Origin of the sequence: Sanguibacter gelidistatuariae (assembly GCF_900096585.1) — a bacterium.
GTDB classification, from domain to species: Bacteria; Actinomycetota; Actinomycetes; order Actinomycetales; family Cellulomonadaceae; genus Sanguibacter; species Sanguibacter gelidistatuariae.
Genome location: NZ_FMYH01000003.1, coordinates 44,132 through 66,600 on the forward strand (window position 1 = coordinate 44,132; position 22,469 = coordinate 66,600).

The 22,469-nt window shown below is 70.4% G+C and carries 22 protein-coding genes and 1 pseudogene; 17 read left to right on the forward strand and 6 right to left on the reverse strand.

Translation table 11 applies throughout. The features are described 5' to 3' along the window. Positions 1-40: 40 nt before the first annotated feature. The 15 genes and pseudogenes from BLQ50_RS07910 (at position 41) to BLQ50_RS07980 (ending at position 12,636) form a co-directional block, all read left to right on the forward strand. Positions 41-1,621, forward strand: a complete 1,581-nt coding sequence (locus BLQ50_RS07910; RefSeq protein ID WP_093182725.1) for an ABC transporter ATP-binding protein — start codon at positions 41-43, stop codon at positions 1,619-1,621. Continuing rightward, entirely contained in the window at positions 1,618-2,877 is a 1,260-nt protein-coding gene (locus BLQ50_RS07915) for an ABC transporter permease (RefSeq protein WP_245700993.1), read from the forward strand. The genes BLQ50_RS07910 and BLQ50_RS07915 overlap by 4 nt, the downstream gene beginning before the upstream one ends. Next, the gene (locus BLQ50_RS07920; RefSeq protein WP_093182727.1) at positions 2,874-4,151 is read left to right on the forward strand and encodes an ABC transporter permease; all 1,278 of its coding nucleotides are present in this window, start codon (positions 2,874-2,876) and stop codon (positions 4,149-4,151) included. Before BLQ50_RS07915 ends, BLQ50_RS07920 begins: the two co-directional genes overlap by 4 nt. Positions 4,152-4,153: 2 nt before the next feature. Continuing rightward, positions 4,154-4,561, forward strand: a complete 408-nt coding sequence (locus tag BLQ50_RS07925) for a cytidine deaminase (RefSeq protein ID WP_093182729.1) — start codon at positions 4,154-4,156, stop codon at positions 4,559-4,561. A gap of 37 nt (positions 4,562-4,598) precedes the next feature. Then, entirely contained in the window at positions 4,599-5,921 is a 1,323-nt protein-coding gene (locus BLQ50_RS07930) for a thymidine phosphorylase (RefSeq protein WP_093182730.1), read from the forward strand. Between the two features lie 143 nt (positions 5,922-6,064). Next, positions 6,065-6,604, forward strand: a complete 540-nt coding sequence (locus BLQ50_RS07935) for a hypothetical protein (protein WP_139185785.1) — start codon at positions 6,065-6,067, stop codon at positions 6,602-6,604. 102 nt (positions 6,605-6,706) lie between these two features. Then, positions 6,707-7,123, forward strand: a complete 417-nt coding sequence (locus BLQ50_RS07940) for a YidH family protein (RefSeq protein WP_245700994.1) — start codon at positions 6,707-6,709, stop codon at positions 7,121-7,123. An 11-nt stretch (positions 7,124-7,134) separates the two neighbouring features. Continuing rightward, complete coding sequence (locus BLQ50_RS07945) at positions 7,135-7,479, forward strand: DUF202 domain-containing protein (protein WP_093182733.1); 345 nt, start codon at positions 7,135-7,137, stop codon at positions 7,477-7,479. Next, complete coding sequence (locus tag BLQ50_RS07950; protein ID WP_093182735.1) at positions 7,461-8,285, forward strand: hypothetical protein; 825 nt, start codon at positions 7,461-7,463, stop codon at positions 8,283-8,285. Before BLQ50_RS07945 ends, BLQ50_RS07950 begins: the two co-directional genes overlap by 19 nt. Positions 8,286-8,380: 95 nt before the next feature. Continuing rightward, positions 8,381-8,617, forward strand: a complete 237-nt coding sequence (locus BLQ50_RS07955; protein ID WP_093182737.1) for a hypothetical protein — start codon at positions 8,381-8,383, stop codon at positions 8,615-8,617. Between the two features lie 68 nt (positions 8,618-8,685). Continuing rightward, positions 8,686-9,762 carry an adenosine deaminase gene (locus BLQ50_RS07960; protein WP_093182739.1) on the forward strand — a complete coding sequence of 359 codons (1,077 nt, stop codon included), beginning with the start codon at positions 8,686-8,688 and terminating at the stop codon, positions 9,760-9,762. Positions 9,763-9,863: 101 nt separating this feature from the next. Then, complete coding sequence (deoC, locus tag BLQ50_RS07965) at positions 9,864-10,574, forward strand: deoxyribose-phosphate aldolase (protein ID WP_093182741.1); 711 nt, start codon at positions 9,864-9,866, stop codon at positions 10,572-10,574. A gap of 72 nt (positions 10,575-10,646) precedes the next feature. Next, complete coding sequence (locus BLQ50_RS07970; RefSeq protein WP_093182743.1) at positions 10,647-11,102, forward strand: lipocalin-like domain-containing protein; 456 nt, start codon at positions 10,647-10,649, stop codon at positions 11,100-11,102. A 10-nt stretch (positions 11,103-11,112) separates the two neighbouring features. After that, positions 11,113-11,730, forward strand: a pseudogene (locus BLQ50_RS07975) (SDR family NAD(P)-dependent oxidoreductase); the annotation flags it as partial. A 33-nt stretch (positions 11,731-11,763) separates the two neighbouring features. Further along, positions 11,764-12,636, forward strand: coding sequence for a siderophore-interacting protein (locus tag BLQ50_RS07980; protein WP_245700996.1), 873 nt, complete (start codon positions 11,764-11,766; stop codon positions 12,634-12,636). Here the strand turns inward: BLQ50_RS07980 and BLQ50_RS07985 are convergent. Continuing rightward, entirely contained in the window at positions 12,619-13,281 is a 663-nt protein-coding gene (locus BLQ50_RS07985) for a response regulator transcription factor (protein ID WP_093182745.1), read from the reverse strand. The two genes, BLQ50_RS07980 and BLQ50_RS07985, sit on opposite strands and share 18 nt — an antisense overlap. Before the next feature lie 54 nt (positions 13,282-13,335). Further along, a complete protein-coding gene (locus BLQ50_RS07990; RefSeq protein ID WP_093182747.1) occupies positions 13,336-14,664 on the reverse strand; it encodes a sensor histidine kinase in 1,329 nt (442 codons plus the stop codon). A 185-nt stretch (positions 14,665-14,849) separates the two neighbouring features. Here BLQ50_RS07990 and BLQ50_RS07995 point away from each other — a divergent pair, with 185 nt between their 5' ends. Next, positions 14,850-15,569: a DUF4352 domain-containing protein gene (locus tag BLQ50_RS07995; protein WP_093182749.1), complete on the forward strand. Its 720-nt coding sequence runs from the start codon at positions 14,850-14,852 to the stop codon at positions 15,567-15,569. An 89-nt stretch (positions 15,570-15,658) separates the two neighbouring features. Here BLQ50_RS07995 and BLQ50_RS08000 read toward each other — a convergent pair whose 3' ends face one another. Both BLQ50_RS08000 and BLQ50_RS08005 read right to left on the reverse strand, forming a co-directional pair. After that, positions 15,659-17,437, reverse strand: a complete 1,779-nt coding sequence (locus BLQ50_RS08000; RefSeq protein ID WP_093182751.1) for a phospho-sugar mutase — start codon at positions 17,435-17,437, stop codon at positions 15,659-15,661. A gap of 1 nt (position 17,438) precedes the next feature. Then, on the reverse strand, positions 17,439-18,293 hold the full coding sequence (locus tag BLQ50_RS08005; RefSeq protein WP_093182752.1) for a purine-nucleoside phosphorylase: 855 nt from the start codon (positions 18,291-18,293) through the stop codon (positions 17,439-17,441). A 60-nt stretch (positions 18,294-18,353) separates the two neighbouring features. On the opposite strand from BLQ50_RS08005, the gene BLQ50_RS08010 reads away from it, so the two are divergent. Further along, positions 18,354-19,868, forward strand: coding sequence for an NAD(P)H-quinone dehydrogenase (locus tag BLQ50_RS08010; protein WP_093182754.1), 1,515 nt, complete (start codon positions 18,354-18,356; stop codon positions 19,866-19,868). 114 nt (positions 19,869-19,982) lie between these two features. Here the strand turns inward: BLQ50_RS08010 and BLQ50_RS08015 are convergent, their stop codons facing one another. After that, positions 19,983-20,471, reverse strand: a complete 489-nt coding sequence (locus BLQ50_RS08015) for a hypothetical protein (RefSeq protein WP_093182756.1) — start codon at positions 20,469-20,471, stop codon at positions 19,983-19,985. An 8-nt stretch (positions 20,472-20,479) separates the two neighbouring features. Then, positions 20,480-22,465 carry an endonuclease/exonuclease/phosphatase family protein gene (locus BLQ50_RS08020; RefSeq protein ID WP_093182757.1) on the reverse strand — a complete coding sequence of 662 codons (1,986 nt, stop codon included), beginning with the start codon at positions 22,463-22,465 and terminating at the stop codon, positions 20,480-20,482. Between the last annotated feature and the right edge of the window lie 4 nt (positions 22,466-22,469).

Here is a 22,469-nt window from a genome sequence, read left to right on the forward strand (position 1 = left end):
CGCAAGCGAGGCGGCTTGCGCACCCAGAAGGAGAATGCACGTGAAGCTAGAACTGCGGGGGATCACCAAGTCGTTCGGACCGCTCGTCGCGAACGACCACATCGACCTCGTCGTTGAGGAAGGCCAGATCCACGCACTGCTCGGGGAGAACGGAGCCGGGAAGAGCACGCTCATGAACGTGCTCTTCGGGCTCTACCAGGCCGATGCGGGTGACATTGCGATCGATGACGTCGTCACAACCTTCCGAGGCCCCGGCGACGCGCTCGCCGCCGGCATCGGGATGGTCCACCAGCACTTCATGCTGGTGCCCGTGTTCACAGTCGCCGAGAACGTCATGCTCGGTCACGAACAGACCAAGCGTGGAGGGTTCCTCGACCTTGATGCCGCGCGCGAACGAGTGCGTGAGCTCTCCGCGCGCTTTGGATTTGGCCTCGACCCCGACGCCGTCGTGGAAGATCTGCCGGTCGGCGTCCAACAACGCGTCGAGATCGTCAAGGCACTTGCTCGCCACGCCAAGATTCTCATCCTCGATGAGCCCACCGCCGTGCTCACCCCACAGGAGACCGACGAGCTCATCGACATCATGCGTCAGCTCAAGGGAGCCGGCACGTCGATCGTGTTCATCACCCACAAGCTGCGCGAGGTCAAGGCCGTTGCCGACGTCATCACCGTGATTCGTCGCGGCAAGGTCGTCGGCTCCGCCGCGCCCACCGCCTCAGAAGGCGAGCTCGCCTCACTGATGGTCGGGCGTGCCGTCTCCCTGGGCCTCAACAAGACGCCCGCGGTGCCCGGTGAGGTCACCTTCACCGTGGAGAACCTCACCGTCCTGAGTCCTACGGGACAGGCGGCCGTGGACGACGTCTCCTTCTCCGTCGCACGAGGCGAGATCCTCGCCGTCGCCGGGGTGCAGGGCAACGGCCAGACCGAGCTCGCCGAGGCGATCATCGGACTCCAGGTTTCGGCGGCCGGATCGATCCGCCTCGACGGCAGAGAGCTCCGCGGGCTCAGTCCCGATGCGGCTCTCGGCTCGGGCATCGGGTTTGTTCCGGAGGATCGCAAGGTTGACGGACTGGTCCTCGACTTCTCCGTCGCGGAGAACCTCGTCCTCGACCTCTATGACAAGAGTCCTTACGCCCGCGGGATCGCGCTCAACCTGCCGGAGATCCGCCGGAACGCGGTGCAACGGATCGACGAGTTCGACATCCGCACCCAGGGCCCGGCCGAGCACGTCGGCAAGCTGTCCGGCGGCAACCAGCAGAAGGTCGTGCTGGCGCGGGAGCTCTCCCGCCCGCTCAAGCTCTTCATCGCCAACCAGCCCACCCGCGGCGTCGACGTGGGATCTATCGAATTCCTGCATCGTCGGATCGTCACGGAGCGTGACAGCGGAACCCCCGTCATCATCGTCTCGACCGAGCTCGACGAGGTCGTCGAGCTGGCGGACCGGATCGCGGTCATGTACCGCGGTCGGATCGTCGGAATCGTTCCTTCGGCGACCCCGCGGGACGTCTTGGGGCTCATGATGGCCGGCGTCCCCCTCGCCGACGCCATCGACCAGACGAACAAGTCGCAGAGCAGCGACACCACACCGACGACCGACGACGAGACGGGAAAGACCCTGTGAGCGACCAGCAACCCGTCCCCGTGGACGAGGCGCCGACACCACGCACGCCGCACAAGGGCCACGAACCAGACGCGGGCGGCAGTCGCACCGCCCAGATGCTGCGCGACGTGACCACGGGAAACTTCGGAGTCACCGTCCTGGCCTTCGTGCTGGCGCTCGTCATCGGCGGCCTGCTCATCATCGCCGTGAACAAGGACGTCATCACGGCAGCGGGGTACATCTTCGCGAAGCCCGGAGACTTCTTCGCGGCCGCGTGGAGCACCGTGAGCGACGCGTACGCCGCGATGTTCCGCGGCGCGGTCTTCAACTATGAGGCGACGACCGCGGCCAAGGCACTCAAGCCCATCACCGAGACGATGACCGTGGCGACACCGCTGATCATCGCGGCACTCGGCGTGGCGGTCGGCTTCCGTGCCGGCATGTTCAACATCGGCGCCCAGGGGCAGGTCATCATGGGAGCGGCCATCGGTGGCTACGTCGGGTTCGCCTGGCAGCTGCCCCCCGTCCTGCACCTGCTCCTCGCGTTGCTCGGAGGCGTGCTCGCCGGAGGTGTCTGGGCAGGTATCGCGGGATTCCTCAGGGCCCGCACGGGCGCGCACGAGGTGATCGTCACGATCATGCTCAACTACGTCGCGCTGTACCTCGTGGCGTTCCTGCTCACGACGTCCGCGTTCACCCGAGCAGGTTCCAACCAGCCGAAGAGCCCTGGAGTCAAGGCGACCGCACAGCTGCCGCTGCTCCTCGGTGACCAGTTCCGCCTCAATGCAGGATTCCTCGTGGCGATCCTCGCGGCGGTCTTCGTCTGGTGGCTCATGACCCGATCGACCTGGGGCTTCCGCTTCCGGGCCGTCGGATCCAATCCGCACGCAGCGCGCACCGCGGGCATGGCTGTCTCGTCGTCCTTCGTGCTGGTCATGGTCGTCTCGGGTGCGCTGACCGGGCTGGCAGGCGCGGTACAGATCCTGGGCACGGAGAGGGCCCTCACCGGAGGGATCGCCGGATCGATCGGATTCGATGCCATCACCGTGGCGCTCCTCGGGCGGTCCAAACCGCTGGGGATCTTCCTCGCAGGTCTCCTCTATGCAGGCCTCAACGTCGGTGGCCGCACCATGGAGGGCGCGACCGGCACGCCGATCAACATCGTGCTGGTCATCCAGTCGCTCGTGGTGCTGTTCATCGCCGCGCCGCCGCTGATCAGGGCGATCTTCCGCCTTCCGGTTCCGAACCCGGCCCTCGTGAAGGGAGTCAGCGCATGACCGCCTCAACAGAATTGGTCACCAAGGCCCCCGCGGTCACAGCCAAGCGGAGCTGGAAGCTCCCCATCACCCTCGCGATCTTCGGTGTGCTCTCCCTGATCCTCTTCGGGCTCCTCGCTCCGTCGGGACAGACCACAAGGTTTGGCCTGTCGACGAGCACCGACTTCGTGACCTTCGACCCCGTGGCACTGCCCTCGAGGGCGACCGCCATCATCCTCTCCCTGGCGTCCCTGCTCCTCGCGGCCTACTCCTTCGTGCGCGTGCGGGCAAGCCAGCGCGTCGGCCGGTGGGTCCCCGCACTCTTCGGGGTCATCTGGGTGCTCACGTTCTTGGTCTGGGCCGTCGCAGACAAGAGCACCTCCTTGGTGAGCCTGCTCCAAGGGTCGCTTCTCCTCGCGGTCCCGCTGGCCTTCGGTGCCCTCGGCGGGGTGCTCAATGAGCGAGCCGGCGTGGTCAACATCGCCATCGAGGGCCAGCTGCTGACTGGCGCCTTTGGTGCCGCGGTCGTGGCCTCCATGGTGGGGAACGCCTACGTGGGTCTGTTGGCTGCACCCATCGCGGGCTTGCTCATCGGCGTGATGCTCGCGCTCTTCACGGTCAAGTACGCAGTCAACCAGATCATCGTCGGTGTTGTGCTCAACGTCTTCGCGGTCGGGTTGACAAGCTTCTTGTTCAGCTCGGTGCTCAAGGAGAACGCTGGCACTCTCAACTCGCCGCCACGACTCGCGGCCCTCCCGATCCCGGTGCTGTCAGAGATCCCGGTGATCGGACCGGTCCTGTTCCGGCAGTCGATCATCGTCTATCTGCTGTACGTCGCCGTGGCCGTCATCACCGTCGCGTTGTTCCGCACCCGCTGGGGACTGCGGGTGCGCGCCGTCGGCGAGTACCCGCAGGGCGCCGACACCGTGGGCATCAACGTCAACCGGACCCGCTGGGGCAATGTCCTCCTCGGGTCGATGGTTGCCGGACTGGGTGGTGCGTTCTTCACGATCGGTTCGGTGGGGGCCTTCGGCCAGGAGATGACGGCCGGAAAGGGGTACATCGCCCTTGCCGCGATGATCCTGGGCCGGTGGACGCCCATCGGGTCGCTCGGAGCAGCCCTGCTGTTCGGCTTCGCCGACAAGCTCCAGCAGGTCCTCGGAGTCCTCGAGACACCAATCCCCAACCAGTTCATGCTCATGCTGCCGTATGTCGTCACGATCATCGCGGTCGCGGGCCTCGTGGGTCGTGTGCGCGGCCCGGCGGCGGCTGGCGAACCGTATCTGAAGGAATGATGATGGACGACGCACGTGGTATCGACTGGGCGGCGCTGCGCAGCGCCGCCCAGGACATCATGACCAAGGCCTACGCCCCCTACTCGAAGTTCCCGGTGGGTGCCGCGGCCCTCGTCGACGACGGCCGCATCGTCGTCGGCTGCAACGTCGAGAACGCGGCCTACGGCGTCGTGCTGTGCGCCGAGTGCGGGCTGATCTCGGCGCTGGCGGCCTCCGGCGGCGGCAAGCTCGTGGCGTTCACCTGCGTGGACGGCCACGGCAACACCCTCATGCCGTGCGGGCGCTGCCGCCAGCTGCTCTGGGAGCACGGCGGACCAGAGCTGCTCGTAGAGACCACCCGCGGTATCAAAGACATGACCGAGGTGCTTCCTGACGCCTTCGGACCGGACGACCTCATCACGCGAGCATGATCTGCCCGCGTCTGAGCATGACGAAGAGAGCCTGACGATGACAAGCGACCTGGCACCGACCACCACCCACGAGGCATTCGACGCCGTTGACGTGATCAGGGTCAAGCGTGACCGCGGCACGCTGAGCGCCGAGCAGATCGACTGGGTCATCGACGCCTACACCCGGGGCGTCGTCGCCGAGGAGCAGATGGCTGCGCTCAACATGGCCATCCTGCTCAACGGTATGGACCGCGCCGAGATCGCCCGGTGGACCGCGGCGATGATTGCCTCGGGGGAGCGGATGGACTTCTCCTCGCTGTCCCGGCCGACGTCGGACAAGCACTCGACCGGCGGCGTCGGGGACAAGATCACCCTGCCGCTTGCCCCCCTCGTCGCCGTGTTCGGGGTCGCGGTCCCGCAGCTCTCCGGCCGCGGGCTGGGCCACACGGGCGGCACCCTCGACAAGCTCGAGTCGATCCCCGGCTGGCGCGCTGCGCTGACCAACGACGAGATGATGGCCCAGCTCGAGAACGTGGGAGCGGTCATCTGCCAGGCCGGTTCCGGCCTCGCGCCGGCCGACCGCAAGCTCTACGCGCTCCGTGACGTCACCGGGACGGTTGAGGCCATCCCGCTCATCGCGTCGTCGATCATGAGCAAGAAGATCGCCGAGGGCACCGGGGCGCTCGTGCTCGACGTCAAGGTCGGCTCGGGGGCGTTCATGAAGGACGTCGCCTCGGCCCGCGAGCTCGCCCGCACCATGGTCGACCTGGGGACCGACGCCGGTGTGCGCACGGTTGCGCTGATCACCGACATGTCGACGCCGCTCGGCCTGACCGCGGGCAACGCCCTCGAGGTCCGCGAGTCCGTCGAGGTGCTGGCCGGCGGGGGTCCGTGCGACGTCGTCGACCTCACCGTGGCATTGGCTGTGGAGATGCTCGCCGGGGCCGGACGCGAGGTCGGCGAGAGCGACGTCCGCGCCGCGCTGAGCGACGGCCGGGCGATGGACGTGTGGCGGGCGATGATCTCCGCCCAGGGCGGCGACGTCGATGCGGTCCTGCCGGTCGCGAAGGAGACCGAGCAGATCCTCGCCACCTCCGACGGCGTGCTCACCCGGCTCGACGCGCTCGACGTCGGCGTCGCGGCCTGGCGCCTGGGCGCGGGCCGCGCGCGACGTGAGGATGTGGTCCAGGCCGGTGCCGGCGTGGAGATCCACGCCAAGCCGGGCGATCGCGTCGTGGCCGGGCAGCCGATCCTCACCCTGCACACAGACACCCCCGAGCGGTTCGCGCGGGCGCTCGAGTCCGCCCGGGCCGGGATCACCGTCGAGGAGAACCCGGCGACAGTGCCCGCGACCCAGCTCATCATCGACCGTCTCGCCTGACCGTTCACCGCGGCATGGAGTACCGGTGCGCACCGTCGCGCACCGGTACGTTGGTCGAAACTGGTACTACAAGTGCGACATTTTTTCAATGCTGCTAAGTTGTGGCTTGCGCCAACGAAGGTGCAATCATCAAAGGTGATGGCGTGAAGAAGAAGATTGTCGGAACGTATATCTCGTTGGGTCTTTCTGTTGGTCTGACGGGACTGTCCTCTGTCCCTGCCCAGGCGGCGAGCTACTGCTCTGGCACGAGCTATTCGGGTATGTGCTACACCACCTTGCTGTCCGATCAGAGCTCGGTGGTGGTTGAGTCCATTCCGCTGTCAAACACCAGCATGGTCGATGCAACCATGACGTGCGTATTTGGTCAGGTGATCACGAAGACCATGACGGCGACCAGCCCTTCGGGCGTTTCTGCCCCGGCGTCGATCAAGGCGGGAATCCTTGCGAGCGTCGATGCAACGGTGAGCCTCCCCCTTGCGATGTCGATCTCCCAGTCCGGGGCGCAGGCGAACCCCGTGGCCGCCCAGTACTTTGTGCAGCCTGGACAGAACGTTTCCTGCAACCGCGTGTACACGGAAGTGACGGCGACCGTCAGGGTGACGTCGTACTCTGGCAGCGGCGTTTCTGTGGTCGGTACGTATGCGACCAAGATCCCGTCCGGCGTCCGAGTTGAGAATCGATAGTTGATTCAAGCCACTCGCGCGGGCGCGCAAGTCCGCCTCCTGCCCCCCCGCTCCTGCCCACCCGCCCGGCGGCGGGCGACCGGCGGGGCTTAGGGTGAGGGCGTGGTCAACCTGCGTAAACAAGACGGCCCGTCCGCTGACGAAGATCGCGATGCCCGGCGCCCCGCCGCGGTCTACGGCGTCGGCTCCGAGCCCGACGCGCGGTTCTCCCTCGCCAATGAGCGGACTGCGCTGGCATGGGTCCGCACGGGGCTGGGCCTGGTCGCCGGGGGAGTCGCGCTGACCTCCTTCTCGACCTTTGCCGAGGTGCCGGTCCTGCTGGAGATCGTCGCGGCGATCGCCTGCCTCGCCGGGGCGAGCCTCGCGGTCTACGCCCTGCGGTCCTGGAAGCACCACGAGATCGCGCTGCGCACCGGCTCGCCGCTGCCGGCGCCGACAGCCCTGCCGCTGCTCGTCGGTGGAGTGGTCGCGATGGCCCTGCTGCTCACCGGGTACGCGATCGCCTCGATCCTGGGCTGACCGGTCCCGACGTGAGCAGCCCCGACGAAGGCCCCGAGCGGGCGGCGCCCTCGGGCGCCCAGCCCGAACGCACCGCGCTGGCCTGGCACCGCACCGTCATGGGTACGGTCGTCGGGTCGTTGCTGCTCGCCATGACGGCCATCCGCACCCACGCCCCGGTCCTGGCGATCGCCGCGGCGGGCGTCGCCGTCTACGTCGCGCTGCGCCTCATGGTCGCCAGCCCGGCCCGCTCGCTCCGCGTGGGCACCCACACCCAGGTATGGCCCGGACTCGTCCGGATCGCCTGGTCCGTGGCCTGCCTCGGGGCACTCGGCGCGATGACGGCGCTGATCAGGGTGTGGGCACCGTGGTCGTGACGGGCCGCCCCGGGCGCCAGCTCTCCACGCTCCTACACGCCCTCGGCGCCGGGCGACGAGCCCTGCCGCCCCTGCCGCCCCTGCCGCCGCCCGTGGCCGGGGATGTGGGAGCCGTCCGGCGCGTCGTCGCACTGTTCGGTGCGGACCGTCCGGTCCAGGCCGATCCGACGACGTGCGGCTCGGCCGCGCTCGTGATGCTCGCCGCCGCCGGCGACCCTCGGGTGGCCCGGTGGCTGGCGACCGGGGAGGCGGAGCCCGGCGCGAGCACCGCGCCCGAGCTCGGGTGGCTCGACCAGACGGTGCTCGACGGCGCGCACCAGGCGACCCCGACGACGCGCTTCGGAGCGCTCCAGCAGGCTGTCAAGGTTCGGAGCAACCGGCGTGCACTCCTCGGACTCAGCTGGCCGAGCGGGCTGGGCACCCCGCCCTGGGGTGCCCAGCGGGTGGCGCGCTTCGGGGCCGTCCGGTACGCCCACCGCCTCCTCGTGGATACCAGCCCCGGCCAGTCCGGCCCGCTGCTCGACCACGCGATCGCGTCTGCTCGCCGCGGCCTGCCCGTGCCGTTCTATACCGGCGGGGACACCCGCGGGGGGCTCGGCGCGGCCGTGCCGCGCCACGTCGTCGTGCTCACGAGCCCGGACGGGGTGGCGCTCGAGGTCTACGAGCCGTCGGTCGGGCGGATGCTGGCCATCACCCCCGACGAGCTGGCCCAGGGCGGGAGCAGTCGCCCGGCCTACGGGAACTGGTCGCACGTGACCTGGGTGCTGCTTCCGGTGGCGCCGGACCGATCGCCGCCGCCGGGCTGACCGTCGCCCCACTGACCGTCGCCCCCGCGGGCCGGGGTGGCGGGGGAGCCATCCCGGGGTGAGCATGGGAGGACCCCGCCACCAGGAGGACGACCATGAGCACCGTGCCCGGCGACGACGCACTGCGCGACGCGGGCTTGACCCGCCCCGACCTCGAGGACACGATCAACCTCGCGGAGGAGGTGACGGGCGGCGAAGGGGCCCTCGGCGACGACCTCGAGGAGTACCACCCAGGGACCCCCCGGCCCGACCTCTCCGACGAGGCCGACGAGGCGGACGTCGTCGAGCAGGCGTGGGCGGTCCCCGAGGGCGACGACGAGGCCCGCCAGTGACCGGAGCTCCTGCTCCTGGAACCCCGAATTCGTGAGTGCCGGCGGGCGACCGGCGGTACCGTTGGGGCATGACTTCTGACCTGCCCATCTCTGCCCTGCCCAAGGTCGTCCTGCACGACCACCTCGACGGCGGACTGCGCCCGCAGACCATCATCGACCTCGCCGCCGCGGCCGGCCACGAGTTGCCCACGACCGACGCCGAGGAGCTGCGCGCGTGGTTCGTCGCGGCCGCCGACTCGGGCTCCCTCGTGCGCTACCTGGAGACCTTCGACCACACGATCGCCGTCATGCAGACCCGCGAGGGCCTGAGCCGGGTCGCCCGCGAGTCCGTGCTCGACCTCGCCGCCGACGGCGTCGTCTACGCCGAGCAGCGCTGGGCGCCCGAGCAGCACCTCACCCAGGGCCTCTCCCTCCAGGACACCGTCGACGCCGTCCAGGCTGGCTTCGCCGAGGGCGTCGCCCTCGCCGCCGAGCAGGGCCGCACGATCCGCGTGGGCCAGCTCGTCACGGCCATGCGTCACGCCGACCGCTGGGACGAGATCGCCGAGCTGGCACTGGCGAACCGGGACCGCGGAGTCGTCGGCTTCGACATCGCCGGCGCCGAGGACGGCTTCCTGCCCTCCCGCTTCCCGTCCGTGTGGCGCACCCTCAACGACGCGTCCTTCCCGGTGACGATCCATGCGGGCGAGGCGGCCGGCGTCGAGTCGATCGCCGAGGCCGTCCACCTGGGACAGGCCAGCCGGATCGGCCACGGCGTGCGCATCGTCGAGGACATCACCGGCCTGGACACCGACGCCCCCACGCTCGGTCTGATCGCCGCTTGGGTACGGGACAACCAGATCCCGCTCGAGCTGTGCCCCTCCTCCAACCTGCAGACCGGCGCGGCCGTGTCGATCGCCGCGCACCCGATCTCCCGGCTGCGTGACCTCGACTTCGCGGTGACGATCAACACCGACAACCGGCTCATGTCCGGGACCACCATGACCAAGGAGATGACGCTGCTCGTCGAGGAGGCCGGCTGGACCCTCGACGACCTGCGCGACGCCACCCTCGCGGCCGCCTGGAGCGCGTTCATCCACCACGACGAGCGCCACGCCCTCGGCGAGCAGATCCTCGAGGGCTACGCGCAGGCCGCGCAGGCCTGACGAGCACGACCGATCACGCACGACCGCCGAAGCACGACCGCCGAGGGGGCGGCACACCCATCGCCACCCCCTCGGTGCCACCCACCGAAGACGGAGAGAAAATGAGCCACTCACCCCTCACCCCCGCAGAGCTTGCCGCGCGCGTCGACCACACGCTGCTCAAGCCCGAGTCCACCCCAGCCGACGTGGCAGCCCTGGCCGAGGAGGCGGACGAGCTTGGCGTGTACTCGATCTGCGTCTCTCCGTCGATGCTGCCGGTCGCGCTGCCGGCAGGCAGCACGCTGAAGATCGCCACGGTGTGCGGTTTCCCCTCCGGCAAGCACCACAGCCAGATCAAGGCCGCCGAGGCGGCACACTCGGTGGCCGACGGCGCGCACGAGGTGGACATGGTCATCAACCTCGGCGCGGTCAAGGCAGGGGAGTGGGAGGACGTCGAGGCGGACATCGCCGCGGTGCGCGCCGCGGCCCCGCACCCGACCGTGCTCAAGGTGATCATCGAGTCCGCTGCGTTGACCGACGACGAGATCGTCGCCGCGTGCCGGGCGAGCGAGTCCGCCGGCGCGGACTTCGTCAAGACGTCGACCGGGTTCCACCCGGCCGGCGGGGCGAGCGTGCACGCGGTCGAGCTCATGGCAGCGACCGTCGGTGGCCGGCTCGGGGTCAAGGCCAGCGGCGGGGTGCGCACGGCCGCCGACGCGCTCGCGATGATCGCAGCGGGTGCAACCCGGCTCGGGCTGTCCGGGACCGCGTCGGTCCTGGCCGGGCTCGACGGCGAGGGTGCGCCAGACAGCGCCGATGCGGGCGGCTACTGACAGGACCGCCGGGTCTAGTCTGGATGTAGGTGGTCCTGCCGTGCAGGGCGGCCCCGTTCTCTGGAGGTAGCGATGGCGTTGGGATTGCGCGAACAGCTCGTAGGCGCGTGGAAGCTCGTGTCGTACCGCGAGATTCCGGTCGATGGTTCGGAACCTTTCGAACCCTTGGGCAGCACCGCGAGCGGGTTGATCATCTACACGCCGGACGGGTACATGTCGGCCCAGCTCTCGGCATCGGGGCGAGAGAACTTCGCGTCCGGCGACTGGTTCGCGGGGACCGACGCGGAATACAAGGCGGAAGCCTCTACCTACATCGCCTACTCGGGACCGTTCCACGTCGACGAGGAGCAGGGCACCCTCACGCATTCGATGTTCGTGTCGTTGTTCCCGGACTGGACGGGCCAGACCCAGCCGCGCGTGGTGTCGATCGACGGTGAGTTCCTGCACCTCGGCACGGCCTCACCCATCGTCTCCGGGGGAAGGACCGTGAACTCGACGCTGACCTGGCGTCGAGCAGAGCCGAACTGAAGCAGAGCCGAACGTGACGGAGGCCGCATCGACCCTGGGCGGCATCGATGTGCTGGTCAACAATGCAGGCATCTCGGGGCCGACGGCGTCGGTCGAGGAGATGGCCCCTGACGCCTGGGATGCGGTGCTCGCAGTCAATCTCACGGGAACGTTCAATGTGACCCGGCTGTCGATTCCGCACCTGAAGCGATCGGAAGCCGGGGTGGTGATCATCATGTCGTCCGTCGGAGGCCGGTTCGGGTATCCGGAGCGCAGTCCGTACGCGACCACCAAGCGTGGACCCAGAGCCGTGGACGGGGACCGCATCCACAGGGTGCTGCAGGGACGGGCCGACGCGAACGGGAAGACTCTGGACGAGGTGACCGAGGACGCGCTGAGCATCCAAGCGCTGAAGCGCTTCGTGGACCCGGCGGACATCGCCGCGCTGTGCGTCTCCTCGCCTCCGACAGTGCCAAGTCGATCTCGGGCCAGACCATCCCGATCGCCGGGGGCTCAAGAACCGCTCAATGAGGCAGATTGCCGTGGAGTGCTTCTCCCGGCGGCACCAGCGCTGGGGCAGGCGTTGATCAGGACCGGCTACGGGCAGGGAGCGCCGATCGTGGTCTCCACCGTCCCCATCCGGGCTTAGGGTAGCCTTAGTGCCCACGTCCCGGAGGTTGCCTTGTCCGTCTCACCCACCCCGTCAGCCGAGCCCACCGAGCCCACCGAGCGCCCCGAGCCCGCGGAGCGCGGCGGGCCGCGGCGCGCACGGACCAGCACGCAGACCCGTGTGGTGCGTACCGAGCAGCTCACCCCGCACATGGTGCGGGTCGTCCTGGGCGGCGAGGCGCTGACCGCACTTGACCCCACCGCGTTCACCGACCGCTACGTCAAGCTCCAGTTCCCCCCGGAGGTCGAGGGCCAGCGCGAGCGACTGCGCACCTACACGATCCGCTCCTTCGACGCCGCCGCGGGCGAACTGGCCCTCGACTTCGTCATCCACGGCGACGAGGGACTCGCCGGACCGTGGGCTGCGGCCGCGCAGCCCGGCGACCCGATGAGCTTCGCCGGACCGGGGGGCGCCTACGCGCCGTCGGCCGCCGCGGACTGGCACCTGTTCATCGGCGACGAGAGCGCGCTGCCAGCGATCGCCGCGGCTTTGGAGGTACTGCCCGCGGGAGCGCGGGCGAAGGTGTTCTGCGAGGTGGGCGGGCCCGACGACGAGCAGGAGCTCGTATCGGCGGCGCAGGCCTGCGACGCGGACCTCATCACCTGGGTGCACCGCACGTCGGGCGGCAGCCCGCTCGTCGACACGGTCACCGCATGGACCTTCCCGGAGGGGACGCCCGAGGTGTTCCTGCACGGGGACGCCGGCTTCGTCAAAGACCTCCGTCGTCACCTGCGCGGCGACCGAGGCGTGCCGGTGAGTGCGCTGTCGGCGTCGGGATACTGGCGCCGGGGTCGCACGGAAGAAGGCTGGCGCAGCGACAAGGCGAGCTGGAAGGCGGCCGTCGACTCCGACGAGGCCAAGCTGATCTCAGCCGAGCAGGCCTGACCGCTCGACAAGGATCGCGAGCTGAATCCGGCCGGTCAGGCCCAGCTTGGTCTGGGCGCTCGACAGGTGCGTCTTGACGGTCGCCGCGCTGAGGAAGTTCGCCGCGCCGATCTCCTCGTTGGTCTGCCCGGCATGCGCGCCGCAGGCCATCTGCAGCTCCCGCTCGGTGAGCAGCTCCAGCCGCTGGCGGGCGACGGAGCGCTCGGCCGCGTGGGTGTCACCGGTCACGTGGTCGATGACGTACCGGGTGACTCGCGGTGAGAGCGCGCCGTCACCCGCGGCGACGGCGCGCACGGCCGCGATGATCTCGAGCGGCGCGGAGTCCTTGAGCAGGAACCCCTGCGCCCCTGCGTCGAGCGCATGCAGGATGTTCTCGTCGGCGTCGAAGCTCGTCACGACGATCACCCGCGGAGGATGAGGCAGGGCGGCGACCGCAGCGGTCGCCTCGACGCCGCCCATGCGGCGCATGCGCAGGTCGATGACCGCGACGTCGGGATGGTGGGCCTGGACCGCGGTGACCACCTGGTCCCCGTCGCTGGCCGTCCCGACGATCTCGACATCCGGGTCGGTTCCCAGGATCGCCGAGAAGGCCATCAGCACCATGGGGTCATCGTCTACCAGCAGCACACGGATCACGAGTGTCATGGTAGGCCCGATCTGCGCCGTTCCCGGACCGCGACAAGCGCGTGTCCGCCCTGATCAGCCGGGGCCGGCGACCGCCTGCCACGGTAGCCACACGTCGACGACGAACCGCCCGTCGCGGGGACCGATCCAGGCCCGCCCGCCCAGCAGCCGGGTCCGCTCGTGGATGCCGGCGATCCCTGCGCCGGCTCCAGGGATCGCCGGCCCGGAGCCGTGCGGCATGGCGTTGGACACGAGGATCCGGACGCCGGCCGCCGCGCTCGCGGTGAGGTCGACGTCGATCGGGGAGCTCGGCGCGTGCTTGTGGATGTTCGTCAGCGCCTCCTGGACGATCCGGTAGGCCGCATGCGTCAGGGGTGCGCTCGCCGAGGCGGAGTCGTTGATCATGACCGTGGCGACCATCTGGCTGCCGGCCTTGCGTGAGGCGGTGAGCAGCTCTGACAGGTCTTCCAAGGTCACGGTCGCCGGTGCGCCTGGGCTGTCGCTGCGGCGTGATCCGGGATCACGCAGCACGCCGATGAGCCCGCGCAGGTCCTCGAGCGACCGGTGCGCGTTCGACTGGACCTCGTGGGCGAAGACCTGGAGCTCGGGGTGGTCGCGTGCGGCCATCTCGAGGGCGCCCGAGTGCAGGGAGACGAGCGCGAGGCGGTGTGCCAGGGTGTCGTGGACCTCCCGTGCGATGAGGTCTCGCTCCTCCTGGCGGGTGAGCTCGGACCGCAGGTCGGCGGTGGTCTGCGCGCTGTGCGAGAACTGTTCCCGCACGTGGCTCAGGTTCACCGTGGTGCGCCGGAACAGCCCGATGCCGACCGTGAAGGCGAGTGCCACGATCGCGACGATCGCGTAGAACCACCACGGCAGCGGCTGGGCTAACCCGCCCGGCGGCTTGGTGGTGAAGAGCTGAAACTCTGCCGGCCGGAGGAAGTCGCGGGTCACGGCGACCACCGTCACGGCCGAGACGGCCGCCGTCGCCACGATCGCGCGACGGCGGGGCTGGGTCGCCACGACGCAGGACAGGCCGACGAGCGCGGCAAAGGCGTCGGCCGGGAACAGCAGGGCGAAGGCGGAGGCGACGACGGTCAGCGCGACCGGGTACCGGCGACGCACGATGATCATCGCGGAGACCCCGAAGGCGGCGAACATCCCGGCGGTGACCCACACCGCGCCCACGCCGGACATCGCGTGGGCGTTCCCCTCGAAGGCCAGCGCGGCCATCGAGGAGAACAGGCTCACCGCGACCAACGCGACGGTCGCGGCGACGGGTCCGGAGCGGCGCGCGCCGGCCGTCCACGGGCGGGCCGGACCGGGGGTGCCCGGCTGGTACGGCGGTGGGACGTGCCGCGGTGGGACCTGCGGCGCGGCGGCGGGGTGGGTCGGTGGTCGGGACACAGCGTCAGCGTAGGGCCAGCCACCGACGACGTCGTCCTCCGACCGGGTGGAGCGCCCGCCGGTCTGCTCGACCGATCGGGTAGCGGGGACGCCCCGTCCGGGCGATGCAAGCGGTGGGCCGTCTGCGATGAGGTGTGGGTGTTGCTCAAGACCCGCTTGTCCACCACTCAGAACGAGGAACCACGATGGCCCGATCACGAGGCACCGACCCGTCCCAGCAGGCTCAGCAGGCCTACGAGCAGGCCCAGCTGCGGCTCGCCCAGCAGCAGGCCCAGAACGGCCAGCCCCAGCTGCCCCCGCAGTATGTTGTCCAGCTCGCGCCGGTGCCGAAGAAGAAGAACTTCTTCGCCCGGCACAAGATCTTCACGGCCCTGCTTGTGATCGTCGTCCTGATCGCCCTGTCGCAGGCGTTCTCGGGAGGGGACAAGCCCGCCACGACTCCCGGCGCCGGCGCGACCTCCGCAGCACCGGCCGACGACATCCCAGCCGACGACGCCCCGGCCCCCACAACCCCCGGCATCGGGTCGGTGGTCGCCGACGGGAAGTTTGAGTTCACGGTGAACAGCCTGGAGCCGGGTGTCGCCCACATCGGCGACGCGACCTTCGGCGTAGATGCCCAGGGCCAGTTCCTGCTGGTGCACGTCACTGTGACCAATATCGGGGACCAGGCGCAGTACTTCGACTCGAGCTCGCAGAAGCTCCTTGACGCCCAGGGCCGCACGCACTCGGCGGACTCGACGGCGGCCGTCTACCTGCCCGACTCCAACAGCTTCCTCACGAGCATCAATCCGGGGAACACGGTCGAGGGGATCATTGTCTTCGACGTGCCGGCCGACGCGAGCCCAGCCTCCCTCGAGCTGCACGACTCGCCCTTCTCCGGCGGGGTCACCGTCGCAGTGAGCTGAACAGATTTGAGCAGCGACGCCGCGCACCTGGTGACCAGGTGCGCGGCGTCGTCGTGCACGGGAGGAGTGCCGTTCAGAGTCCCGTCAGCTCACAGTCCCAGCGCGACTGACATGTCGGCGATGACAGCGTTGAGCCGCGTCCTGGCCGCGTGCCGGACGGCTGTGAGCTCATTGTGCGTGGCGGTCTCGCCGACCGGGAGGATCACCTCGAGGTAGCACTTGACCTTGGGTTCGGTCCCGCTGGGCCGGACCACGACCCGGGTGCCGTCCGCGGTGAGCAGCCGCAGGCCGTCCGTGGGCGGCAGGCCGTCGACGCCGTCGGAGAGGTCCACGAGCTCGGTGACGGGTGAACCGCCCAGCAGCGTGGGAGGTGCGCCCCGCAGGGTCTGCATCGTGACCGGGATCTGGGACACGTCCGCATACCGGGCAGCGAGCTGGTCGGTCAGGTGCAGGTCGTGCGCCCGGGCCAGGTCGTCGAGGGCGTCGATGAGCGTCCGGCCGTCGGCCTTGAGCCGGTCGGCGAGCCCGACGATGCGCAGCGCGGCGGAGATGCCGTCCTTGTCCCGCACCTGTCCCGGGTCGACGCAGTAGCCGAGCGCTTCCTCGTAGCCGAACACCAGGCCGTCGACCCGCGAGATCCACTTGAACCCGGTGAGGGTCGCGGCGTGGGAGAGCCCGTGCGCCGCCGCGATCCGGGCGAGCAGCCGGGAGGACACGATCGAGCTGGCCAGGGCGCCGCTGCCGGGTGCCTGTTCCGAGGCGACAAGCTCACCGAGCAGCGCACCTACCTCGTCGCCGTGCAGCATCCGCCAGCCCTCGGAGATCGCCGTCTCCGGGCTTGTGTTGCGCTGGCGGTCGAGCACGGACCGCACGTCCTTGACCGCGATCGCGCAGCGGTCGGCGTCGGGGTCGTTCGCGATGACCAGGTCCGCCCCCAGGGTCTGGGCATAGGCCAGGGCCAGATCGATCGCCCCGGGCTCCTCCGGGTTGGGGAAGGCGACCGTGGGGAAGTCTGGGTCGGGCTCGAACTGTTCCGGCACCATGAACACGTCGTGGTAGCCGGCGGCCCGCAGCACCTGCTCCAGGACGGCCCCGCCCACTCCGTGCAGCGGGGTGGCGACGATGCTCAGCCGGCGCGGCGCGCCGTCGTCGGCCAGGGAGCCGACGGCGCCCAGGTAGGCCGCGAGCAGGCCCGGCCCGGCGGTCCGCCACCCTGCGTCCGCGCGGGGGACGGCGACGGCACCCGGCGCCGCGTCGATGTGCGCGGCGATGCCCGCGTCGTAGGGCGGCACGATCTGTGCGCCCTGGCCGGAATCACTGACGACCCTGCCGCCGAGATATACCTTGTACCCGTTGTCGGCCGGGGGGTTGTGGCTCGCGGTGACCATGACGCCGGCGTCGGCGTCGAGGTGACGCACCGCAAAGGCGAGGACCGGGGTGGGCAGCGCGTGGTCGAGGATCACCACGTCGAGCCCGGCCGCGGTGAACACGGCGGCGCTGTCGACGGCGAAGGTGCGGGAGTTGTGCCGTGCGTCGTAGCCGACGACGATGCGCGGCGGGTGCCCGGCGTCGCCGACGGCCTCCCGGAGGTAGGCGGCCAGCCCGGCGGCCGCGCGGATGACCACGGCACGGTTCATCCGGTTGGGCCCGGCGGCCATCCGCCCGCGCAGGCCCGCGGTGCCGAACTGCAGCGGGCCGGTGAAACGGTCCCGCAGTTCGGCGCGGATCGCGTCGTGACGGTAGTCGTCGACGGTGTCCAGGGCGGACTGAAGCAGGTTCGTGAGCTCGGTGCGGGTGCGTGCGTCGGGATCGTTGGCGATCCACGCCTCGACCTCGGCGCCAAGCTCGGTCAACTCCGAAACGCTCATGTCACACCTTCTCGATGATCGCGGCGAGCAGCGCGGAGATGCGCGGCCCAGCGGCCTGACCTGCTTCGATGACCTCCGCGTGGGACAGCGGCACCGGTGAGATTCCAGCGGCGAGGTTCGTCACGAGGGAGATCCCGAGCACCTCCATGCCCACCTGGCGGGCCGCGATGGCTTCCAGGGTCGTGGACATGCCCACGAGGTTCCCGCCCATCACTCCGGCCATCCGCACCTCGGCCGGCGTCTCGTAGTGCGGGCCGGGGAACTGGACGTAGACGCCTTCAGGCAGCGCGGCGTCGACCTCGCGGGCGAGGGCACGCAGCCGCGTGGAGTACAGGTCGGTCAGGTCGATGAACGTCGCGCCCTCGAGCGGTGAGGTCGCGGTGAGGTTGATGTGGTCGCTGATGAGGACCGGGGTGCCCGGTGTCCAGTCGACGTTGAGCCCGCCGCAGCCGTTGGTGAGGATCACGGTCTGAGCGCCCGCGGCGGCCGCCGTACGGATCCCGTGCACGACGGCGCGCACACCCTTGCCCTCGTACAGGTGCGTGCGCGAGCCGAGGACCAGGGCGTGCTTGCCGGTCGCACCGATCCGGATCGAGCGCAGCGTGCCCACGTGCCCTTCGACGGCCGGCTTGGAGAAGCCGGGGATCTCGTCGCTGGGGATCTCCGCGACGGTCTCCCCGAGCAGGTCGGCCGCACCGCCCCAGCCGGACCCGAGCACGAGGGCCACGTCGTGGGAGGCGACGCCGGTGACGCGGGCGATGTGTGCCGCGGCGTCACGGGCGAGGTCGAAGGGATCGACGTCGGAGCGGAAGGCCGGGGTGGTGGCCGAGGGCGTGGGGACAGGGTGAGTCGTCATGCATCTGAGGTTATCCGGGTTGGGCGGCTGAGACGACTGCGCGCGCTGGTCAGCCCACGGATGGATTACTGGGGAGTTGCTGAGATACTGAGGCACGTGACTCAGACTTCGCCTCCCGCTCCCGCCTTAGCCCCCGACTCCTCCTCGACGGACCTGCAGACGACCCGCATCGTCATCCTCGGGGGAGGCCCGGGTGGCTACGAGGCTGCGCTCGTGGCCCGTCGCCTCGGCGCCGACGTGACCATCGTCGAGCGGCAGGGCGTGGGCGGCGCGGCCGTCCTGACCGACGTCGTGCCGTCCAAGACGCTCATCGCGACGGCCGAGTGGATGACGGTCGCCGAGACCGGCGCGGAGCTGGGGATCCGGGTCGGCGGGATGCCCGCGGGCGCGGTGCCGCGTCTCGACGTCGACCTCGCCGCGGTCAACACGCGGGTCATGGCGCTCGCGGCCGCGCAGTCGGCGGACATCCGGGCCCGCCTCGAACGGGAGAACATCCGCATCGTGCTGGGTGAGGGGCGCCTGGACGGCCCGGCCCGCGTGATCGTGGACAGCCCCGACGGCGGCGGCGGGCCGCTCGTGCTCGACGCCGACGTCATCCTCGTCTCGACGGGCGCGACCCCGCGGATCCTGGACACGGCCGTGCCCGACGGCGAGCGCATCTTCACCTGGACCCAGATCTACAACCTCACCGAGCTGCCCGAGAAGCTCATCGTCGTCGGCTCGGGGGTCACCGGGGCCGAGTTCGCCGGTGCGTACAACGCCCTGGGCTGCGAGGTCGTTCTCATCTCGAGCCGCGACCGGGTGCTGCCCGGCGAGGACGCCGACGCCGCGAACCTGATCGAAGAGGTCTTCAAGGGCCGCGGTATGACGGTCAGGTCGCGCTCGCGCGCGGAGTCCGCCCGGGTGATCGGCTCAGGCGCCGGCGCCCGGGTCGAGGTCACGCTGTCCGACGGCTCCGTGGTCGAGGGTTCCCACCTGCTCATGGCCGTCGGGTCCATCCCGAGCACGTCGGGGATCGGCCTCGAGGAGGCGGGGGTGCGCCTGACGGCGTCGGGCCACATCGAGGTCGACAAGGTCTCCCGCACGAGCGCGCGCGGGGTCTATGCGGCCGGGGACTGCACGGGAGTGTTCCCGCTCGCGAGCGTGGCGGCCATGCAGGGACGCGTGGCCATGTCGCACGCCCTGGGCGACGCGGTGGCCCCGATCAAGCTGCGCACCGTCGCGGCGAACATCTTCACCGCCCCTGAGATTGCGACCGTCGGATACTCCGAGAAGAAGCTCATCGAACAGGGCTCGAAGTACCTCACGACGATCCTGCCGCTGAGCCGCAACCCGCGCGCGAAGATGCTCGGCATCCGCGACGGCTTCGTCAAGATGTTCTCCCACCCCGACGCCGGCGTCGTGCTCGGCGGGGTGGTCGTGGCGCCGCGGGCGAGCGAGCTGATCTTCCCGATCACCCTCGCCGTCGAGCACCGCCTTACGGCCGACGACGTCGCCGAGGCGTTCACGGTCTACCCGTCGCTGTCCGGCTCGATCGGCGAGGTCGCCCGGATGAGCCACCACCTCACCGAATAGCCCACCCCCAGTCCGCCGAGCCCCGCCCACCCTTCGCTGAGTGCGGGCGAATGGCTGGTCTGTGTCCGGTTTGGGCAGCCATTCGCCCGCACTCAGCGGACGCTGGAGCCGCACTCAGCGGAGGGCGACCTGGCCGACGGCGAGGGTCACGTGGGCGGTCGCGTCGCGCAGGTCGAAGTCCGTGACGGTGACGCCGGTCGCCTTGGCGGCGACGGCGTCCTGCAGGCGCACGGCGAGGACCGGCTCGCCCTCGCCCTTGCGGATCTCCACGAGGCCCGCGGGCAGCCCGCGCCGGGTGAGCGCGGACTCGATCGGCCCGGTGAGGTGGTTGAGCAGCTTGTGCGCGGGCAGCGCCCGCGCGTGCGCGGTGATGACGAAGGTCGCCACGCCCAGGTCGTACCCGGAGAACGTCGCGGTCACCGCCACGGTGCCGATGGCCGCCGCTGCGACCCGCAGCGGGAACGGGGCGTCCGGGACCACCCGCAGGTCGATGTCGAGCAGGAGCGAGGAACCCTCGGCGGTGACCGATCGGATGACCGGGGGGAGTGGCTCCTTGGCCGCGGCGAGCGCGACGGCCTCGGACACGGGAAGCAGGATCTGCATGATGGCTCCTAGGGGGTGGGTACGGCGTCGACGGTCACGGTGGTCACGAGCGGGCGGTGGTCGGACTCCTGGGTGTCCAGGACGGCGAAGTTGGTGAACGTCACGCCGCTCCCGAAGACCCAGTCGATGCGTTGGTCCGGGACGAGGCTGGGATGGGTCAGGTCGGCCGGGTTCCCGGCCGAGTCCTGCGCGCTGACCAGCCCAGCGGCCGCGAGCATGTGCGGCTCAGGCCAGCCCGGCTCGGCGTTGAGGTCGCCGGCCAGCAGGTAGGCCCCCGAGACGGGTTGGGCCTCGAGCAGCACGCTGAGCTGCTCGAGCCGGGTGGGGGTGTTCTCGGCGCGGTGCTGCAGGTGCACGGAGGTGATCCGGACGGGCACGCCGTCGGTCAGCGTCCCCGAGATCGCCGAGCGGCTCTGCGGGCCGTCCCCGAAGGGCAGTGCGGTGCGCTCGACGCCCGTGAGCTCGCCCAGGTAAGGCTTCCACATGATGACGTTGCCGAACTGGCGGTCCGCGGCCGGTACGAAGACGAATTCCATGTCGAGCTCCTGGGACAGGTAGGTGGCCATGTCCGCGCCGCCGCCCATGACCCAGCCGCGGGAGACCTCCTGGAGCGTGACGACGTCGGCCCCGGACTCGCGGATTACCGCGGCCATGTCCGACAGCTCGACCGCGGGCTCCGCGCTCACCCCGTAGTGCAGGTTCCAGTCGAGGAGCCGGAAGGACCCGGGCATGCGGTCGACCGCGCTCGGTGCGCCGGTCGGCACGACCATCGCGATGCCGACGAGACCGAGCAGGGCGGTGGCCACGAGCGCCGGGCCCTGCACCCGCATCGCCAGGGGTGTTGCCGTCAGGTCGACTTCGCCGTCGAAGACGCGTGCCCGGATCCGGGCACGCACGGACATGCCGGAGATCAGCACAGCGACGGCCACCGGAAGCACGACGTTCGGGACCGGCAGCGGAAGGTCGTAGTCGAGCTGGTAGACCAGCAGCGGGAGGATCAGCCCGAGGCCGGCGCAGGTCGCCGCCCCGGCCAGGCGCAGGGATCGCTGCCGGTGGACGGGCCGGGTGAGCGCCTGGGCGAGGGCGATCGTCGTCGAACCGGCGAGCAGCACGATCGAGGCCGCCACGAGGACCGACACGACCGTGCCGGGATCGTGGGGCCAGCCGATCGTGAAGAACACGAGCGCGGCGGCCCCGCCCGATACCACGACGACGATCGCGTCGGTCCAGGCGGGCAACCGGGTGGGGTCGGGGGCCGGCAGGGCCAGCAACCCCGCCGTGCCCAGCGCGGCGACGATGATCACCAGGCCGGACAACCACAGCGGCAGGCCCGCCTGGGAGGAGATGAAGGCGGGGTTCGCGAAGGTCATGACGGCCAGCCCCAGGTACGGTCCGATCAGCCACAGACCGCGGACCGCGGGAGCGGCAGGCAGTGCCCGCAGCCGCCAGGCCAGCGTGACGGCGGTGGCCACGAGCGCGAGGGCGACCAGCCAGCCTAGCGCGCCCGGGCGCCACACGGAGTCCCAGGTGCGCAGCGCGAGGTTGAGCGCGGCGGAGACCGCCAGACCGCCGCCCACCCCGGCGGCGACCGCGCGCCCGGACACCCGGGCGACGGCTGCGGCCACCACGACGACGATCGCCACGGACAGCGCAACCGTGGCCAGGGCCGTGCCGTAGCGCACCGACCCGCTCAGCCCCTGGGTCGCCACCCGCCCGACGGCGAGGGCGACGACGGCGAGCAGGACCACCCGGCCGTCGATCGGTCGCCGCACGCACAGGGCGAGCACGAACAGCCCGGCCGCGGCGTAGGTTCCCACGGCTGTGACAGCCGCGGCGATCACCCCGGTCGTGAAGGCGGCGTCGATGAGCGGCCCGCTCATCCGGGCGAGCTCGGCGGTGATCGCCGTGACGACGACGAGCAGGGCCGTGAGGGCGGCCTGCGGATGCTGCGTGGTGAGCGGTGCCGTCGTGCTGGCAGGGCTGTGGGCGGTCATAGGA

Excerpts from the sequence above, each read along its gene's own strand:
- BLQ50_RS07960 (WP_093182739.1), top strand. The coding sequence starts at position 8,686 with ATGACTTCTGACCTGCCCATCTCTGCCCTGCCCAAGGTCGTCCTGCAC.
- BLQ50_RS08005 (WP_093182752.1), bottom strand. The coding sequence starts at position 18,293 with ATGACGACTCACCCTGTCCCCACGCCCTCGGCCACCACCCCGGCCTTC.
- BLQ50_RS07920 (WP_093182727.1), top strand. The coding sequence starts at position 2,874 with ATGACCGCCTCAACAGAATTGGTCACCAAGGCCCCCGCGGTCACAGCC.
- BLQ50_RS07970 (WP_093182743.1), top strand. The coding sequence starts at position 10,647 with ATGGCGTTGGGATTGCGCGAACAGCTCGTAGGCGCGTGGAAGCTCGTG.
- BLQ50_RS08020 (WP_093182757.1), bottom strand. The coding sequence starts at position 22,465 with ATGACCGCCCACAGCCCTGCCAGCACGACGGCACCGCTCACCACGCAG.
- BLQ50_RS08015 (WP_093182756.1), bottom strand. The coding sequence starts at position 20,471 with ATGCAGATCCTGCTTCCCGTGTCCGAGGCCGTCGCGCTCGCCGCGGCC.
- BLQ50_RS07985 (WP_093182745.1), bottom strand. The coding sequence starts at position 13,281 with ATGACACTCGTGATCCGTGTGCTGCTGGTAGACGATGACCCCATGGTG.
- BLQ50_RS07955 (WP_093182737.1), top strand. The coding sequence starts at position 8,381 with ATGAGCACCGTGCCCGGCGACGACGCACTGCGCGACGCGGGCTTGACC.
- BLQ50_RS08000 (WP_093182751.1), bottom strand. The coding sequence starts at position 17,437 with ATGAGCGTTTCGGAGTTGACCGAGCTTGGCGCCGAGGTCGAGGCGTGG.
- BLQ50_RS07930 (WP_093182730.1), top strand. The coding sequence starts at position 4,599 with ATGACAAGCGACCTGGCACCGACCACCACCCACGAGGCATTCGACGCC.
- deoC (WP_093182741.1), top strand. The coding sequence starts at position 9,864 with ATGAGCCACTCACCCCTCACCCCCGCAGAGCTTGCCGCGCGCGTCGAC.
- BLQ50_RS07925 (WP_093182729.1), top strand. The coding sequence starts at position 4,154 with ATGGACGACGCACGTGGTATCGACTGGGCGGCGCTGCGCAGCGCCGCC.
- BLQ50_RS08010 (WP_093182754.1), top strand. The coding sequence starts at position 18,354 with ATGGATTACTGGGGAGTTGCTGAGATACTGAGGCACGTGACTCAGACT.
- BLQ50_RS07995 (WP_093182749.1), top strand. The coding sequence starts at position 14,850 with ATGGCCCGATCACGAGGCACCGACCCGTCCCAGCAGGCTCAGCAGGCC.